This window comes from Kitasatospora sp. NPDC004723, from assembly GCF_040609255.1.
Classification (GTDB): domain Bacteria; phylum Actinomycetota; class Actinomycetes; order Streptomycetales; family Streptomycetaceae; genus Kitasatospora.
The window spans coordinates 68,360-85,299 of the sequence record NZ_JBEXJT010000016.1 but is presented as its reverse complement, the minus strand read 5'-3'; the positions used below and the strand labels follow the sequence as shown (position 1 = coordinate 85,299).

The window sequence follows — 16,940 nt, the reverse complement described above, 5'->3', positions numbered from 1 at the left end:
GTACCAGCCATGACCGCGCAGAACCCGATCCCCGTCGTCCTCGCCACCACGATGGTCACCGAACAGTGGGACCTCGAACTGCCCGACACCGTGCTCGTCCAGTCGATCATCGTCAAGCTGATCGCCACCCCCGGCATGCCCTTCCGGGAGCAGGACGACAACGGCAGGCGAGTGCCCTACCGGCTGATGTGGCGGGAGGGCGACCGCTTCCTCAACGAGACCGAGACGCTGGCCGGCGCCGGGGTGCAGCCGCACGACACGCTCGTCATGACCCGGCAGGCCCGGGCCGGCCAGGCGGCCGATGCCCGATGAGCGTCGACGAGACGGGCTTCACGATCTCACCGGTGCGGCGGGAGCTGCCGCAGGACCGTCCACCGCCGCTGGACCGGTTCCTGGAGGCCGGCCCGGGCCTGCGCCTGGTGGTGCGCGAGCGGATGCTCAACGGCATCCGCATGCAGGCCGGTGCCAGCCCGACCAAGGAGATCGGGGGCGTCCTGGTGGGGCGTCATTACCGCACCGGCGACCGCTACCTGGTCGAGGTCGACGACTACGTCGCGATGCCGAGCCGGGACAGCAGCGCCTCGCACTTCGAGTTCGACCAGCGGTCCATCCGGGCGATCTTCGAACGGCTGGAGAAGCGGCCGGACCAGTACGTGGTCGGCTGGTACCACTCGCACACCTTCGGCGACCCCTTCATGTCGGACCTGGACCACCGTCTGCACCAGGACCACTTCCCCGAACCGTGGTACGTCTCCTGCGTGGCCTCGATCGGTTCGCGGGGCCGGTCGGCCGGGTTCTGGCGGATGCGCGGCGCAGAGCTCGTCGAGATCAACGACTACGAGCTCGCGGTGGCCACGGGAGGCGATCCGGCGTCGGCGCAGAAGAGGTACCTGGCCTCCTGCGGACTGCGGGAGCAGCAGGACGGCCCGCCCGCGCTCGCGGAACTGCTGCCCCTGCTCGGCATGCCGACGGACGGCGCGGTCGCCCGCCTGTTCCACGAGCTCGCCGAGGACCGGGCGGAGCAATCCGGCCTGGCGACGGTGCGGTTCCTGGTCCGCGCGGCGAAGGCGGTGTCCGCCGATCCGCGGGCCGTCACGGACCTGGAGGAGTTCGAGCGCCGACTGGCCCGGTTCAGGCGGCCGTCGGACGTCCTGACACCGCTCGCCAGGGCGTCCGGGCTGCGCGGCCTGATCTCGATCGGCGGCACGGACTACTGCGCCTACTCCCTGGACAAGCAGAGGCTGCAACGCCTGGACCTGACCTCGCTGTACACCTTCTCGGTGCGCGCCGAGGCGCCCCCGGTCTGTGTCGCCCACGCGCCGGACGGCCACGTCTGGGTGCTGACCGGGTCGGGCCTGATCCGGTTCCCCGTCATCGACACCGCCGCCCTGCGGAAGGGCGACCTCACCTTCGAGGTGAACGGTGCCGACCTGCCCGACACGGATGGCGCCCCGGAGCAGATCGTGCCGGTCGAGGACGGGCTCTGGCTGCGCTCCGCCTCGACCTGGTACCGGTACGAGTGCACCGCCGGGCCCGAGGGGAAGATCGTCCTTGCCGCCCGCGCGTCCGGGCCGCTGCCCGGCCCCGGGAGCGTCTTCGTCGGCGACAACGGCTTCGGAGGCCCGCTCGCGCCGCCCGTGCTCCTCGCGAACGAGGAGGGGACGCTGCGGACCTGGAAGGCGGTGGAGGACGGCTGGGCCCCCTCGGCCGCCGCCGAGCTCCCGCGGCCCTGGAACGGGAAGCCGGTCGTCCAGGCCGCTGTCAGCGGTCTGGGGTGGCACGTGCTGTTCGACGACGGGGGAGGGCGCGAACTGTGCCTCTTCGATCTCCACACCCTCGAACTGGTCCACCACGTCGTGTGCGAGGACGAGGACGACCGCATCACCGGGATCAGCGGGGACGGCTCCGGAAAGGTCTACCTGCAGACCGAAGGGGTCCTCCACCGTGGCTGACCCGCGCACCGGGGAACCGGCCGGGGCCCGCCTCGGCCGGCTCGCGGAGGCGTTCGCCGGCACCATGGGCTGGGCCGGTCCGCCTGCGCCGGCCGTGTCCGCGCAGGGCGAGGCGTCGTCGCACCCCGACCTCGACGCGCACCTGTCCACGCTGGAGCGGGCGTTGGCGGACGACCGCCGGACGGATCTGGCGTGGTGGCGGTCGCTCGCGGACGCCTGGTACGCGTGCGGGTCGCCGGGGCTCGCACTGAGGTGCGCCCGGCACGCCCGTGAGCTCAGGACGGACGGAGCGGTGGCGTGGGAGGACATCGCCGCGCTGGTCCGGCTCGAGGCACGCATCTGCGCGGAGGGCGAACCGCCCCCGCGGCAGGCCCCGCCCTGGCCGATCGGCCCCCGGGACGCCGATGCGGGCCTCAGGCGCCTGAACGCGATCCTCGGTGACGCACCGCTGGAGCCCTGGCAGAACCGGACCTTGCCGCTGTCCCGGATCGCCTGGGGACTGCCCCGGGCCGAGGGGGAGTTCACCACCTGGCTGGCCCATGCCTTCCACTACCTCGGCGAGCCCCGGATCGTGGTCGAGCAGGTGCTGCTGGACATCGCCGCCCGCGGGATCGCGGTACGGAGCACCCACCGACGGGAGTTGCTCGTCCTGGCCGGCCTCAGTCTGCAGCGCGCGGGGGACCGGCCGGGAGCCTACGCGTGCTTCCGCCTCGCCGTGGGAACCGACCGGGTCCCGGAGCGGAGCGAGCGGGAGCTGAGCCGGGACGAGGAGGTGCTCGCGGAGGGCGCGCGGGAGCTCGGATTCCTCAAGGACATCACCCTGGACCCGCGGTCCGCCGACGGCGAGTTCGCCGTGTTCGACGGCGGGCTCCGGCTGGTGGCCTGGCTCCTGGAGAACGACTCCGCCGGATTCGTGCCCGACTTCCTCGGGAATCTCGGCGGCGGCCCGCTGGGCACGCACCACAACGCCCTGCGGCGGCAGGTGGCCTGGGCCGCCCGGGAGAGCGGCTGGTTCCGGGCGCCCAGGATGCCCGTCCCGCCGAATCCCCGAGCTCCGGTCCTGGGCGGACGCCCGCGGCGCGTGGCGATCGGCACCGTGGACCGGATCGGAGGCCGCCCCCTCCGACCGGCCCGGCCACCGGCCCGCGGCGGCACGCCCCGGCCCTCGTCGACCGCGCCCCGGGTCGACATCCCGATCGGGATGACCGACGGCGGTGGACAGGCCGTGCTGCGGGTCGGGGAGGGCAGCAGGGTCCTGCTCCTCGGGCCGCCCTTCGAGGGGCGGGTACTGGCCCGGGTCGGAGCCCATCTGGCCGCGGCCGGCTGGACGGTCCTGCTGGTGCGGCCCGAGCGCTCGGTCGAAGCGGGCGTCAACGACAGGTGGCACCGGCTGGACACGACCGGCAGGCGCGGCGCCGACCGGCCGTGGGCCGGGGAGATCGCACGGTCCGCCGCGATGCGTGCGACAGTCCGGTCGGTGCTGGCCGACGGTCTGCCGCCGTGCCCGGATCCGGCCGCCGCGGCCTGCCTGGAGCCGGTCGTCGAGGCACTGGAGGACAGCACCCGGTCGGTGTGGAGGGACTCGGCGGAGAAGGTCCGCGAGTTCGCGTGCGCCGCCGTCGACAGGGCCGCCGGCCTGCGCTACGACAGGGCGCTGGACCTGCGCCGCGCCGTGTTCCTGGTCGACCGGGTGGAGCTCGCGGTGCGCGCCGTGGCCCGGGCCCTGTCCTTGGCCTGGGCGACTCCGCCCCGGCCGCTCCCGGGGGCGGGCATGGCGGCGTGCCTGGAGGTCCCGGTGGGCGATCGGCTCACCGCGACGCTCCAGCTCGCCCTCTGCGTCGAGACCCTGCTGGCGGACGCCGACCGGCCCGCGGACCCGCCGTCCCCGAGCAGCGCGGACGAGGACTTCATGTCCACTCCGCTCGCCTTCAAGCGCCGCGAGGAAGCACTGGACAGGGAGATCATCGAAGCGGCCAAGGCCGCGGAGGAGCGCACGCCCTCTCCCGAACCGTCGTCCCCGGCGGGGAGCGCCAGCGGCGGCGACCGCCCTCGGCCGTCCCGGCTGTGGAGGCGCGGCGACGCACGGCGGTTCGGCAGCCCGCCCGGCGTCTGCGTGCTGATCGACGCGGCGGTGGAGGCGGACCTGCCGGCAGCGCTGGTCGGGCCGGGGCGGCACGCTCTGGTCGCCTCGGCCGTCGAGCCGACCGCCGCCGCGCTCGGTGCGGTCCGGGGCTTCGACGAGCTGCTGGTCGGCGCGCTTCCCCGCGAGCGTGTCGGGCTCCTGGAGATCGCGGCAGGAGCCCGACTTCACAGCCTGTCCGCCGATCCGCCCGGACTCGGCGGCGCAGCACACTTCAGGATGTCCGAAGGCAGGGAACAGGGCCCGAGGTTCGTCGTCTGGCCCACGGAGCCGGCGGGTTGGGGAGCGGCATGAGCGAGTCGAGCGAAGCGTACGAGGAAGGTCTGGAGGCCCTCGACTCGGGCGACCCGGTCCTGGCCATGCAGTCCTTCACCGAGGCGATCATCGAGGACGGTTCGGCGTGGGAGCCCTACTACGCCCGGGCCTACGTGTTCATGCAGGACGCGGAGGACCTGGACGAGGAGGTCCTGGAGCTGGTGGCCGCGGACCTGGACCGGGCACTGGAGATCAACGGCGCCGCCTCCGACGCCGCGGCGCTGCGCGCGGAGGTCGCCCTCAGACAGGGCGAGCCCGAGGAAGCGGTCCGTTACCTCCTCATGGCCTTCGGCCGCAGCACCCAGCAGACGGAGGTCCGCCGGCGGTTGGCGGAAACCCTGCACGGCCTGCTCGGTGACGTCGAGTCGGGCCGGGGAACGGAAGAGGCCGACACCGGCCTCTGCGACCGTCTCGACCGGATGCTGGAGGTCTCCACGCTGCCCGCCGTCGTCCGCGACGGCCTGCGCGCCGAGGTCCTCGCGGCCAGGTCCCACCGGTGGCAGCTCGCCGGCGACTCGGCCCGCTCGCTGGCCGATCTCCAGCTGCTCGCCGGCCTCGTACCCGACCACCCCCGCCTCCCGGCCACGCTCCCCGCCGCGCGACCGCGTGACACGGGCGCGGTCGGCCCGGCCTCGCAGGAGCCGGCCTTCGACACCGTGGGCGGCATCGACGGAGCGGATTCCTTCAGCTCCGAGCTGCGCAAGATCTTCGACGTCTACCTCGGCGACCCCGATGTGGGGGAGACGCGACGCCGGCTCGCCGAGTTCGGCCAGCCGGCCACCCGCTCCCTGCTGCTCTTCGGTCCCTCCGGCTGTGGCAAGACCTACGTCGTGCGCGCGTTCGCCGGGGAGTACCGCCGTCGGCACGGACGGGAGCTGCCGCTGTTCCGCCTGCGCATGGAGGAGATCTACGGCAAGTACGTCGGCGAGAGCGAGTCCAGACTGGCCGAGGCGTTCGACCGGGCCCTGAACGCGCAGCCCTCCCTGCTGTTCTGCGACGAGATCGACGGGCTCGGCATGAACCGGGAGTCCATCAGCCAGGACTTCCGCCAGGAGTTCGCCGGCCACTTCCTGCAGCAGGTGGACCGGCTCAAGGAGCAGAACGCCGCGCTGCTCTTCTTCGGCTGCACCAACCGCCTGTGGTCGGTGGACCTCGCGCTGCTGCGCCGCTTCGACCGGGTGATCCCGGTGGAACTGCCGAACGAGTCCACACGGGTGGAGATCTTCCGGATCCACCTCGCCCGGGTCGCCCAACGGCTGTGCTCGCCCGACATCGACGTCGCGGCCCTGGCCCGGCACTCGCACGGCCTGACGCCGGGCGATATCCAGAAGTCCGTCTCCCGGGCCGTCGACAACCTGCTCGTGGGTTCGGACGGTGGCGCGGACGCCGTACTCGGCCAGGAGGCGCTGATGCGCGCCCTCGACGAGGAGAAGAAGGGGCAGGGCCGGATGCACCTGCAGCAGTGGGTCCGGGAGTCGCGGGCCGCGCTCACGAGGATCGGCCAGGACACGATGGCCACCGATCTGGACCGCAGGTACGGGCCGTACCTCGATCCGCTGTCCGCCGAGCGGCAGAACGGTGTGGTGCCCCTGGACGCCTGGACGGAGGAGCCCTCGCTGGACCTCTCGTTCCTCCGGCAGCTGGGCGGGTGAACCGGTGGACGGAATCAGTGAGCTGATCGCCTACCTGCTGACCGACAGGACGCACCGTGGTGTGCTCGTCCTGGGTTTCGACGGCACCGCCCGGCTGCTCGGACATCCCGACCACCTCGGGTTGACGGAGACCCTGGCGGGCAACAGCTACGCCAATATCGCAGGCCCCGTGGCCGGCTTGACCAACCGGAATGCCCTGGTGAGCGATGCCCTGGACTTCGCCAGGAGCATCACCGCGCCCGTCGGCAACATCGATCTCAGGGCGATCGAAGTTGTCGCCGGCCTGCTCAATTCCGGCCGGCTGAGCTGTGTGATCGCGGGTGACCCCGGCCTGAGGCTGTTCAGTACCCTGCAGAACGGTGTGGACGACCTCGAGCAGATCTCGTTGGAGACCCACTCGCGGGAGTCCATCCGCTCGGCCTTCCGTCGCGGCGGCAGGTCGAGGCCGCTCTTCGTCGACATCGGCGCGGCGCTGCTCACCGACTACTGGAACAGTCTGAAGAAATCGCAGTCGGAGGACCTTCGCAGGCTGAAGACGCGGATCACGGACATGGAGACGGAGCTCAAGGAGTACCTGAAGGACTACCGGGACGTCTACTGCTGGGGATGGTGCAGCAAGAACGCGCCGCTGCACTGGATGGTCCCCGATACGCACGATCTCACCGTTCACCGCATCGGACGGCACACGGTCTTCGACGACTTCCAGGCCAATCCGCTCTTCGAGTACGAGGAGGCCGAGGGAGACGAGGAAGTTCGCGTCATGGCGAACGGGGGTTGGTTCGAGAGGGTCGCCGACGCCTTCAACCAGGCCTCGATGCCGCTGCTCGGCTCCGTGGCCGCCACCCACGGCCGCGGCGCGGGTGCCCTGTGGCGCCCGCGCAGCTCCCCGGTTCAGCCGATGCTGGCCCGGGCCGAGCTGGACGATCTCGCCAGGCACCAGGAACAGCGCGAGATCAGGATCGTGGGTGTGGAGAGCGAGCAGGTGCGTCGGAGCGCCGCGGAGTGGCTGGATCGCGAGCTGGCCGTGGGCGGCGGGATGACCGTGCGGAAGGAGGGCGGACATCTCCGAGAACTGCTGATCGCCCTGACGGCTCAGCTCGCCGGACCCGTCGAGCAGCATGTGATCGGTTGCTACACCGGCGAGTTGCCGGCCGAGGGCGACGATTCCTGGCGAACGCTGCTGGAGAATGCGGCCGAGCTCTGGGTGGAGGAGTGCCGACGCAGGAGCAGCTGCCGTCTGACGCTGTTCTGCCCGACCTGGATGTCGCAGTGGGCGAGTGAACAGTGGCGTGGTGAGGGCGTGTTCGCGCAATCCCACTTCCGCCGCTACCAGAACGTCAAGCTGTGGCTCGGTGACAGCCTCGACCAGAACGACCTGTCGGCCGACAGCGCCTCCCTCGACAGGTTCGCGAGAGACATCGCGGAACCGGCGGCGTCGGGGCACGCGGTTCCCCCCGGCTTCGAGGAGGAGGCGCTTGAGACACTGGTGCTTGACATCGTGCAGTCGGCGCACCCACGCTCGGAGCGCCGGGAGGTCTCGGCGACGGAGTTGGACGACACGTGGAACAACGTGGTCGACAGGTACCTCGAAGCGGCGACCGGAATCGGGCGGATCGGGCACGACGACGAGGACTTCGTCATCGTCCCGAAGTTGCGCGAGACGGACTTCGCGATGAAGATCAGGCCCCGCCCGCCCGTTCAGCCGCCGGAGAACCAGGAGGACGGTGATGAATGACCGGAGCGCAGACCGGTTTCCCGTCCCCGAACGACCGGCGGGACAGCCGGAGGCGGAGCCGTCGGCGCCGGTGACCGAGGAGGAGGTGGGTGCGGAGCTGGAGCAGGGCATCGAGTCGGAGCTGGGCGCCTCGCTCACACTCGTCGCCGACTTCACCGGCACGACGCTCAAGCCGACCGTCAACCTCGACTGGGACCGGCTCGCACGCGGCGAGCTGTCGGTCGACGTGATCCTCCAGAACCGGTTCGGGCCGGATACCCGCATCCCCGTCCCACTGGGCGAGGCCGCGCGGGACCGGCTCTCCAGCATCGAGCGCTATTACGCCGACGGTACGCTCACCCGGATCAAGGACGTCGAAACCGAATCCTTCGGGGGGATCGGCGGAAGGAGCTCCTCCTCGACCGAGAAGATCAATGAACTGCTGCGCTGGCAGCAGTTCATCGACATGACCGCGGCACTGGAGCCCGAGGACGGGCCGGAGAGCGGGTGGGGACGTCTTCGCACGGCACTGCTGAACCGGGTCGATCTGCTCTACCGGAAGAACTTCGGCCTGCTGAGGGACCAGCTGCGCAACGACAAGACGGGGGCGGCGACCGTCAGCCGGCTGTTCGCGTCCCGCAGCGAGGCCCAGGTCGACATCGCCCTGCGTCTGGTGGCCCTGGAACCCAGCCTGGCCGCCGCGGTTCAGGAGGAGCTGGCCGAGGTCAGCGCCGACCGGACCCTGGGGATCAACTTCCGGCTACGGGCCCTCAACCGACTGTACTCGGCCGCACGGGAACCCGACGAGGAGTAGACCTGCGACCGGCGACACCCGGTTCACCAGATCCGGCGTGACCACTGGTGCGGTTCGACGCCGACATCGGTGTCGCCGGTCCACTCCTCGCGGTTGGGGTTGTACATCCTCGCCCAGAGGGTGGGGTTGGGCCCGAGGTCCAGGATCTGGTAGCCGCCGGTGGAGTAGCCGCTGGCGCCGATCACCGGCAGGGAACCCAGATGGTCGAAGCGGTGCGGATAGGGCCGTGGGCTGCCGTGCACGACCAGATGGAGGTGGGGGCCGAGGAGCTCGCCGAACAGGTCCGAGTCGGCGATGCGTTCGGTCTCGGGGTGCGCGGGCGAGCCGTGGACCAGGCCCACGCAGAGCCAGCCCTCCGCCCGCCGGCGCTGGGCGAGCGCGGCCAGGTCGTCGAGCTGGAGCCGGCCGAGCCGCGCCCGGTGCTCACCCCGTTGGGACATGCCGGAGTTGAGCACGGCAATGGCCATCCGTTGCGCGGCGAACTCCCGCCAGGCCCACGGGCGCTCCCGGGTGAGCCGGTCGGGCGCGGGCACGGCGCCGAGGCCGTTGAGCATGCCGATCAGATCGTCCCAGCGTTTCTCCCCGTCCGGCATGAACCAGGCGTCGTTGGGTCCCGGCGCCACCACGAGCTGGTCCGGCGTCAGTTCGAGGGCCGTCAGGAGTCGGCTCAGCGCCAGGCTCCCCGTGCGGTACGCCTCGGTCGACGGCTCGTGCACCAGCCCCCCGGGTATCAGCACCACCTGGGGCTTGAGGTAGCCGTAGGTGTCCCGCAGCCTGAGCAGGTCGGCGAGCATGCTCTCGAAGACCTCGGCGTTGTCGGGACGGGTGAGGACCGCGAAGTCCGGCACCACGAGCACTGTCGCGGACGTGCCGGGCGGAGCGAGGGGCACTCGGTTCGGCGGGACCCGGGATTCGGGCACCGGTCTGTCCTCGGGCGGACTCTCCGTTGTGGTGAGGGTGCCGAGTTCCTCGCCCAGAATCTCCTGCCAACGACCCAGCGTCTCCGAGTCCAGCGCGCCCAGGCTGGTGAGCGGCACGATCGAGAGGGCCCAGGCATCACGCTTGGCGTCCTGGCGGACCACGCCGACCACCTGCCCGCCCACGGTGACCGCGGCACCGGACATGCCGCTGTAGCGCGAGCCCTCCGGGAGGTACCTCGGCGGCTTCTCCACGTTGAACGTCAGCAGACCGCTGTCCCTGGAGTCCTCGGTCGGAATGTCCCCGTACAGGTGCACCCGGGTCCTGACCTGCTCGCCCTGGTCGTTCTGCGTCTGCCCGTAGTGCGGGAAGCCTATGCTCCGGGCATTGCGGACGACCTGGTTGCGCGGTAGCCGCGCGAAGCGGGCGCGCGGGATCCCGGCCGGCCCGTCCTTGAGCTTCAGCAGGGCCAGGTCGATGACGTCCGGATCGCAGGACAGCTCCACGGACGCCTGCCAGGTGTACTTCGGCGCCGCGTCAGGAGACCAGCCGGACTCGTCGGAAGCCTCGTAGCCGCGGACCATGACGTCCCCGGACGTCAGGTTGTGGCTGCACGTCAGGACCCAGGGGCCGCCGATCAGATAGCCGGACCCCAGGATCCAGAACTCGCCGTCGTACTGCGCGGTCTCGACGTAGAGCGGCTGAAAGCTCGGAGAGCTCACGTGTGCCGTCTGCTCACTTGGGCAGCGTCTTGGCCTGCTCGGACACCTTGACGGGTTCCCCGGTCGCCGTGACCGGCGCGCCGAGCGACAGCTTGATCGTCTGGACGGACTCCTTCGCGTACTTGCCGGAGGCGCCGAGCGACAGCACGTGAAGCTTGATGCCGCCGTTCGCGCCGCCCTCCTTGGTGATGCCGACCTGCAGCTCGATCTCCACGCCCTTCACCGGGAACTGGAGGGACCCGGGCCTATTGGCCGCGATGGCCTGCTGGAGTTCGAGCTTCAACTGCTCGATGGCCTGGGTCAATCCGATCTGGGTCATGATCCGCTCCCCACCCGTCCGCGACTCGGATGTCCGATGATATTCGATTCCATGAGGGTGCGTCAGGAGTATGCGCGGCTTGTTGCGGGTGCCGCCCGACCGAGTCGGATCCTGTCGTCGAAGCCCACGGCCACCGAGCCCTGCGCGAGATATTTCCATCATTAATGCCAAGGGCTACGGTGAGGCCATGCCCGAGCAGACAGGCCGCAGATTCCAGGACCGGGTCGCCCTGGTCACCGGCGCCGCCAACGGCATCGGCGCCGCGACGGCCCGGCGGCTGGCCGCCGAGGGCGCCGCGGTGGTCGCCGTCGACCTCGACGACGACGCCGGCCGGGCGCTGGTCGAGTCCATCGCCCGGGAGGGCGGCCGGGCCGAGTACCGGCACGGTGACGTGTCCGCCGCCGCCGTGTGGGACGCACTGGCTGCACACGTCCAGGACCGCTACGGGCGACTGGACGTGCTGGTCAGCAATGCCTTCACCGTGACCGTCAAGCCGGCTCACGAGCTCACCGAAGCGGAGTGGGACCGGCAGCTCTCCGTCACGCTCAAGGCCTCCTGGCTCGCCGTGCGCGCCTTCGCGCGGCAGCTGCGCACGAGCGAGGGCGCGCTGGTGCTCACCTCGTCGGTGCACGCGCTCGTCGGCATCCCGGGCCACCCCGCGTACGCCGCGGCCAAGGGCGCCCTGTGTGCCATGGGACGTCAACTCGCCGTCGAGTACGGGCCGCAGGTGCGGGTGAACACCGTGCTCCCCGGCCCGATCATGACGGCGGCCTGGGACCGCGTCGACGAGCGGGCCCGGGCTGCCAGCGTCGCCGGGACCGCCGCCAAGCGCTTCGGCCGACCCGAGGAGGTCGCCGCGGCCGTGGCCTTCCTGGCCTCCTCCGACGCCTCGTACATCACCGGCACGACCCTCGTGGTGGACGGTGGCTGGTCCGTCGTCAAGGCGTCCGCATGAAGGGGAGGACCGGCTTCGGCCGAGCGGCCGCACACCGGCGAACGGGAGCGAGCACGTGAACCGACCGCCACGCGGACTGCACGGACAGGCCGTCGAGATCCTCGGCGAGCGGATCGTCCGCGGCACCTACCCGCAGGGGACCTCGTTGTACCCGGAGCGGATCGAGCACGAACTCGGCGTCAGCAAGACCGTCGTCCGCGAGGCCCTGCGCGTCCTCGCCGCCAAAGGGCTGATCGAGTCACGGCAGAAGCGCGGCACCTATGTGCGTCCGCGCTCCGACTGGAGCCTGCTGGACAGCGACCTGCTGCGGTGGCAGGGCCGGAGCGTTCCGCACGAGGGCTTCCTCGACAACCTGGCCGAGGTCCGCTCCATCGTCGAACCGGCCGCTGCCCGACTGGCCGCCCGGCGCCGCGACGACGACGACCTGGCCCGGCTCACCGAAGCGCTGCACCTGATGGCCGCGGCCGGCGGTGACGCCGACGCCCTGGTGGAGGCCGACCTGCTCTTCCACCGCACCCTCCTGGCCGCCGCCCACAACGAGTTGCTGACCCGGATGGACGTGGTCATCGAAGCGGGCCTGCGCGTCCGCGACCGGATCGTGCACGGTGCCGAGACCTGGGCCGACCCCCTTCCCGCGCACCGCGCGGTCCTGGAGGCCGTTCGCGCCCAGGACCCCGGCGCCGCGGCCGGGGCCATGGCCGCGCTGCTGACCCAGGCCACGGACGACCTGCACAACCTCCTCCGCACGACCTGCCAGGGAGACCCGGGATGAAGATCGTGGCACTGGAGACGTTCCTCGTCCCGCCGCGCTGGCTCTTCCTGCGCGTCGCGACGGACGAGGGCGTCACCGGCTGGGGGGAGCCCGTGGTCGAAGGGCGCGCCGGGACCGTCCGCGCCGCCGTGCACGAACTCTCCGACCACCTGATCGGCCAGGACCCGCTGCGGATCGAGCACCACTGGCAGGTCCTCACCAAGGGAGGCTTCTACCGGGGCGGGCCGGTGCTCTCCAGTGCGGTGGCCGGCATCGACCAGGCGCTGTGGGACATCGCCGGAAAGGTCCACGGCGTCCCCGTCCACCAGCTGCTCGGCGGCCCGGTGCGCGACCGCGTGCGGGTCTACGCCTGGATCGGCGGCGACAGCCCCGCCGATGTCGCGGAGCAGGCCCGCGCCCAGGCCGAAGCCGGGTTCACGGCCGTCAAGATGAACGGGTCCGGCCGGCTCCGGCACATCGACACCCGGGCCCGCACCCGGGAGGTCGTCGACCGGGTGGCCGCCGTCCGCGAAGTCCTCGGCGACGACCGTGACGTGGCGGTCGACTTCCACGGCCGGATGTCCACCGCCATGTCCCGCAGACTGCTCCCGCTGCTGGAACCGCTCCAGCCGCTGTTCGTCGAGGAGCCCGTCCTCCCGGAGCACTCCCGCGACCTGCGCCGCGTGGTCGAGTCCAGCTCGGTGCCGATCGCGGTGGGCGAACGGCTCTTCTCCCGCTGGGACTTCCGCGACGTCCTGGCCTCCGGCATAGCCGTCGCCCAGCCCGACCTCTCACACGCCGGCGGGATCTCCGAGGTGCGGCGCATCGCCGCCCTCGCCGAGACGTACGACGTCGCGATGGCCCCGCACTGCCCGCTCGGGCCGATCGCGCTCGCCGCCAGCCTCCAGATCGCCTTCGCCACACCGAACTTCCTCATCCAGGAACAGAGCCTCGGCATCCACTACAACCGCGGCAACGACCTGCTCGACCACCTCCTCGACCCCACCCCGTTCCGCTTCGTCGACGGCCACGCCGCCCGCCCCACCGGCCCGGGCCTGGGCATCGACATCGACGAGCACGCGGTACGACGCGCCGCCGAGACCGGTCACCGCTGGCGCAACCCCGTCTGGCACCACGAGGACGGAGCATTCGCGGAATGGTGACCGACGACCCGGCACCGGCCCACCCCGCCCGGCGCAACCCCGGCCGGGTTCCCCGCCCCCTACCGCAGCATCGGTGTCGAACCCGTGCAGGCCCACTGCGCCGGGAGCTGCGGATCACCGCCACCGCCCGCGCGAGCCGAGAAGGCCCTCACCTCATGGATCTCGACGCCTTACCGCACCGCACCCTCGCCATCGTGCGCGGCACCGACCGCGAAGCGGCGCTGCGCACCGTCCTCACCCTCGCACAGGAGGGCATCACGGCCGTCGAGGTGTCCCTGACCACGCACGACGCCGCGTGGGTGATCGAGCGGGCCCGGAACGAGCTCGGTGCCGACGCCGTACTCGGTGCCGGGACCGTCGTCACCGCCGAGGACGCGGCCCGCGCCGCCGCCGCGGGCGCCGGCTTCCTCGTCACCCCCGGGCTCGGTGGCGCCCTGCGCCCCGGCGACCTCGGTGAACTCCCGCTGCTGATCGGCGCCCTGACCCCGTCCGAGGTGATCACCGCCCGGCAGCACGGCGCCCTCGCGGTCAAGCTCTTCCCCGCCTCGCTCGGCGGCCCGGGCTATCTGAAGGCGCTGCGCGCCCCGTTCCCGACGGTGCCCTTCGTCCCCGTCGGCGGCATCGACGCCGACCTCGCCCGCGCCTTCCTCGCCGCCGGCGCGGTCGCGGTCGGCGTCGGCTCACCGCTGATCGGCGACGCGGCACACGGCGGCGACCTCACCGCGCTGCGGGCCCGCGCCGCCCGCTGGCGCGAGCGCCTGGCCGGGACGGCGGCGGCCGCATGACCCCCACGCTTCCCGAGGTCGTCACCCTCGGCGAGACCATGGCCGCCCTGCGCGCCACCGGCCCGATCCGCCTCGGCGCCCCGATGCGGCTCTCCGTGGCCGGCGCCGAGTCCAATGTGGCGATCGGCCTGACCCGGCTCGGGCACCGCGTGGGCTGGGTCGGCCGCGTCGGCGACGACGAGTTCGGTGCCCTGGTGCTGCGGACCCTGCGCGCCGAGAACGTCGACATCAGCCATGCCCGCACCGACCCGGACGGCCGGCCCACGGGACTGATGGCGCGGGAGGAACGCGTCGGAGACCTCGTCCAGGTCTCCTACCACCGCCGTGACTCGGCCGGGTCCGCACTCCGGGCCGAGGACGTCCTGCCCGCTCTCACCCCCGGCCTGCGACTGCTGCACCTCACCGGCATCACCCCGGCGCTGAGCGCCACCGCCGCCGACACCGTCGCCGCCGTCGCCCACCACGCCCGCGCACTCGGCGTGACGATCTGCCTCGACGTCAACTACCGGGCTCGGCTCTGGGACGCCGACCGGGCCCGCTCGGTCCTCCTGCCGCTCGCCCGGTCCGCCGACGTACTCGTCGCCTCGGCCGACGAACTGCACCTGGTCTGCGACGACCCCTCGCTCCCCGAGGAGGAGGCCGTTGCCGCGCTGCTCGCCGAGGGCCGCCGCGACGTCGTGATCACCAGGGGCGGCGACGGCGCGACCGTCACCACGGCAGCCGGCCGGGTCAGCGTGCCCGCCCGCCGGGTGCCCGTGGTGGACGTCGTCGGAGCCGGTGACGCGTTCGTCGCCGGCTACCTCTCCGGCCGGCTCGACGGCCTCGACGCCGAGGCCCGCCTCTCCCGGGCAGCCACCACCGGGGCGTTCGCCGTCGCTACGCGCGGCGACTGGGAGGGCCTGCCCTCGCGCGCCGACCTCGCACTGCTCGACCTCCCCGCCGGCACGACCCTGAGGTAGCGCGACCCCGGGCTCACCCGGGCCGGCCCGCTTCAGCCACCACCCCCGCCGCCGGGCGAACCCCCGGTGACGGCCTGCATCTCCCGCCCGGTGATCTCCTGCGGCGGGCACCAGTACGGCGGGTGCCTTCGCGGTGTTGCCGCACGAACCGAAGGCTCGCGCACCGCGTGAACCTACCAGGTGCGGGAACGGACCGGGCCGGTCCGAGCCGCCCCTCACTCGGGGGCGCCGTCGGTGGCGGTGGTGGTCAGGGCGGGGGCGAAGCGGAGGTCGCCCTGGATCAGGGCCGACCCGCCGATTCCCCAGGGTGACGCGGGCCCCTGCGGGGCGCCACGGGAAGTGCGTCGGCGGTCGATGTTCCGGCGGTGCACCGCGACCTGCCGGTCCGCGCACCGATCGGCGGCCGAAGGGGACGGAACGGGGGCGCCCTGCCGTCGATCCTGTCCGGTCCGGCGGGCCGCCCCGGCTGCCGTCGCCGTGCCGCCCTGGGCCGAAGACCCTTGCGCCGTACGCGCTTTCATGCGTTCCCGGACGTGTCCGACGGGCGGGCGCCGCCCTTGGCGGTGACGTGTCCGGACCGGTTCGCGCTGCGGAAGCGGCGATTGTTGAACGTTTGTCGACCTGTTTCGGTCCTTGTATGAATGGCGCCGGGACGACCTTGATCACGGTGTTCGGTGAGCGGCCGTCCCCCGACCCCGCACCCCACGAACCGATCGGAGCCCCCTGTGATCCCGTCGGGACCCTCTCCCGTCCCCGAGAACGAGCACCTGCGGCTCGCTCGGGACGCCGAAGGCTGCATCGACATCCTCTCCGCGCCTCCCGGCATCGACCCCGAGGACTGCCTCTACGTCGTCCTGCACGTCGACGGTCCGGCCCTCGTCCGGCGCCACGGCAGCAGCACCGTGCTGGCCCCCGGGGACCTGTTGATCGGCACCTCCCCGCACCCGGCGGGCCTGCGGTGGGACGCCGGGTGCCGGATGGTCCGGTACCGCGTCCCGTGCTTCTACCTGGGCGTGTGCCGCGACGACGTCCGGCGGGCGGGCGGGCTGGTGGCGCGGGGGAGCGAGGGGGTCGGGTCGCTCGCCTCGCAGCTCCTGCGGACCCTCGCCACCCGGGCGCCGGCGCACCGGGCCCGGCCGGGCGACTGCCTCGCGCGCAGCACCTCCGACATCCTCGCGGTCCTGGTCACCGAGCTGCTGGAGCGGGAAGCCCCGGAGGATCCGAGCGGCTCGGCGCACCTGCTGGCGCGGATCCGCGCCCACATCGAGGAGAACCTCGCCGATCCCGGCCTGGCGCCGGAGTCGATCGCCCGGTCGCAGCACATCTCGGTGCGCTACCTGCACAAGCTGTTCCAGCAGGACGGCACGACCGTGGGCCAGTGGGTACGGCAGCGCCGGCTGGACGCCTGCCGCCGGGAACTGGAGCGGCCGTCCCGCCGGCCGACCAGCGTGGCCGCCGTCGCGCACCGGTGGGGGTTCGTCAGCCACTCCCACTTCAGCCGGGCCTTCCGCGACGCCTACGGGATCTCGCCCCGGGAGTGGCAGGCCTACGCCGCACCGGCCGACGGCCGTCGGCCCTGCTGACCCCGCGCGCGTGACCCGCGCGTGTGCTCCCCGTGCACCGGGGCTTGCCCCATCGTGCACGATCGCGCCACGGGACGGGCGGCCCGGTCCGGTCCGCCGAGCAGGAGGAACCCGGACCCCGGGGTGCGCTGCGGGCCGGCGTCGGATGACGGGCCGCTCGCCCCGGCATAGAATCCGTGCACGATCAGGCCACTGGGG

General features: G+C 72.5%; 14 protein-coding genes. 12 read left to right on the top strand and 2 right to left on the bottom strand.

The genetic code is table 11. The annotated features are described in order from the left end of the window. Positions 1–9 precede the first annotated feature (9 nt). From ABZW10_RS18155 to ABZW10_RS18130, 6 genes are all read left to right on the top strand, one after another. Positions 10–312 (top strand): hypothetical protein, encoded by a 303-nt coding sequence (locus ABZW10_RS18155; RefSeq protein ID WP_355366245.1) that lies wholly within the window; start codon positions 10–12, stop codon positions 310–312. Continuing rightward, entirely contained in the window at positions 309–1,952 is a 1,644-nt protein-coding gene (locus ABZW10_RS18150) for a Mov34/MPN/PAD-1 family protein (RefSeq protein WP_355366243.1), read from the top strand. Before ABZW10_RS18155 ends, ABZW10_RS18150 begins: the two co-directional genes overlap by 4 nt. Beyond that, entirely contained in the window at positions 1,945–4,386 is a 2,442-nt protein-coding gene (locus tag ABZW10_RS18145; RefSeq protein WP_355366240.1) for a hypothetical protein, read from the top strand. Before ABZW10_RS18150 ends, ABZW10_RS18145 begins: the two co-directional genes overlap by 8 nt. Further along, entirely contained in the window at positions 4,383–6,059 is a 1,677-nt protein-coding gene (locus tag ABZW10_RS18140) for an ATP-binding protein (RefSeq protein WP_355366237.1), read from the top strand. The genes ABZW10_RS18145 and ABZW10_RS18140 overlap by 4 nt, the downstream gene beginning before the upstream one ends. A 4-nt stretch (positions 6,060–6,063) precedes the next feature. Beyond that, positions 6,064–7,794: a hypothetical protein gene (locus ABZW10_RS18135; RefSeq protein ID WP_355366234.1), complete on the top strand. Its 1,731-nt coding sequence runs from the start codon at positions 6,064–6,066 to the stop codon at positions 7,792–7,794. A gap of 70 nt (positions 7,795–7,864) precedes the next feature. Then, the gene (locus ABZW10_RS18130; protein WP_355366231.1) at positions 7,865–8,587 is read left to right on the top strand and encodes a hypothetical protein; all 723 of its coding nucleotides are present in this window, start codon (positions 7,865–7,867) and stop codon (positions 8,585–8,587) included. A 23-nt stretch (positions 8,588–8,610) separates the two neighbouring features. Here the strand turns inward: ABZW10_RS18130 and ABZW10_RS18125 are convergent, their stop codons facing one another. Beyond that, positions 8,611–10,227: a trypsin-like peptidase domain-containing protein gene (locus ABZW10_RS18125; RefSeq protein ID WP_355366228.1), complete on the bottom strand. Its 1,617-nt coding sequence runs from the start codon at positions 10,225–10,227 to the stop codon at positions 8,611–8,613. 13 nt (positions 10,228–10,240) lie between these two features. Then, complete coding sequence (locus tag ABZW10_RS18120) at positions 10,241–10,546, bottom strand: trypco2 family protein (RefSeq protein WP_355366225.1); 306 nt, start codon at positions 10,544–10,546, stop codon at positions 10,241–10,243. 187 nt (positions 10,547–10,733) lie between these two features. Between ABZW10_RS18120 and ABZW10_RS18115 the strand changes: the two genes are divergently transcribed. The 6 genes from ABZW10_RS18115 (at position 10,734) to ABZW10_RS18090 (ending at position 16,742) form a co-directional block, all read left to right on the top strand. Beyond that, on the top strand, positions 10,734–11,501 hold the full coding sequence (locus ABZW10_RS18115; protein WP_355366222.1) for an SDR family NAD(P)-dependent oxidoreductase: 768 nt from the start codon (positions 10,734–10,736) through the stop codon (positions 11,499–11,501). Between the two features lie 55 nt (positions 11,502–11,556). Further along, entirely contained in the window at positions 11,557–12,273 is a 717-nt protein-coding gene (locus tag ABZW10_RS18110; protein ID WP_355366219.1) for an FCD domain-containing protein, read from the top strand. Continuing rightward, on the top strand, positions 12,270–13,415 hold the full coding sequence (gene dgoD, locus ABZW10_RS18105) for a galactonate dehydratase (protein ID WP_355366216.1): 1,146 nt from the start codon (positions 12,270–12,272) through the stop codon (positions 13,413–13,415). The genes ABZW10_RS18110 and dgoD overlap by 4 nt, the downstream gene beginning before the upstream one ends. Positions 13,416–13,570: 155 nt before the next feature. Continuing rightward, positions 13,571–14,200: a bifunctional 4-hydroxy-2-oxoglutarate aldolase/2-dehydro-3-deoxy-phosphogluconate aldolase gene (locus ABZW10_RS18100; RefSeq protein ID WP_355366213.1), complete on the top strand. Its 630-nt coding sequence runs from the start codon at positions 13,571–13,573 to the stop codon at positions 14,198–14,200. After that, positions 14,197–15,159, top strand: a complete 963-nt coding sequence (locus ABZW10_RS18095) for a sugar kinase (RefSeq protein WP_355366210.1) — start codon at positions 14,197–14,199, stop codon at positions 15,157–15,159. The genes ABZW10_RS18100 and ABZW10_RS18095 overlap by 4 nt, the downstream gene beginning before the upstream one ends. A 725-nt stretch (positions 15,160–15,884) precedes the next feature. After that, complete coding sequence (locus tag ABZW10_RS18090) at positions 15,885–16,742, top strand: helix-turn-helix domain-containing protein (RefSeq protein WP_355366207.1); 858 nt, start codon at positions 15,885–15,887, stop codon at positions 16,740–16,742. Positions 16,743–16,940: the final 198 nt, after the last annotated feature.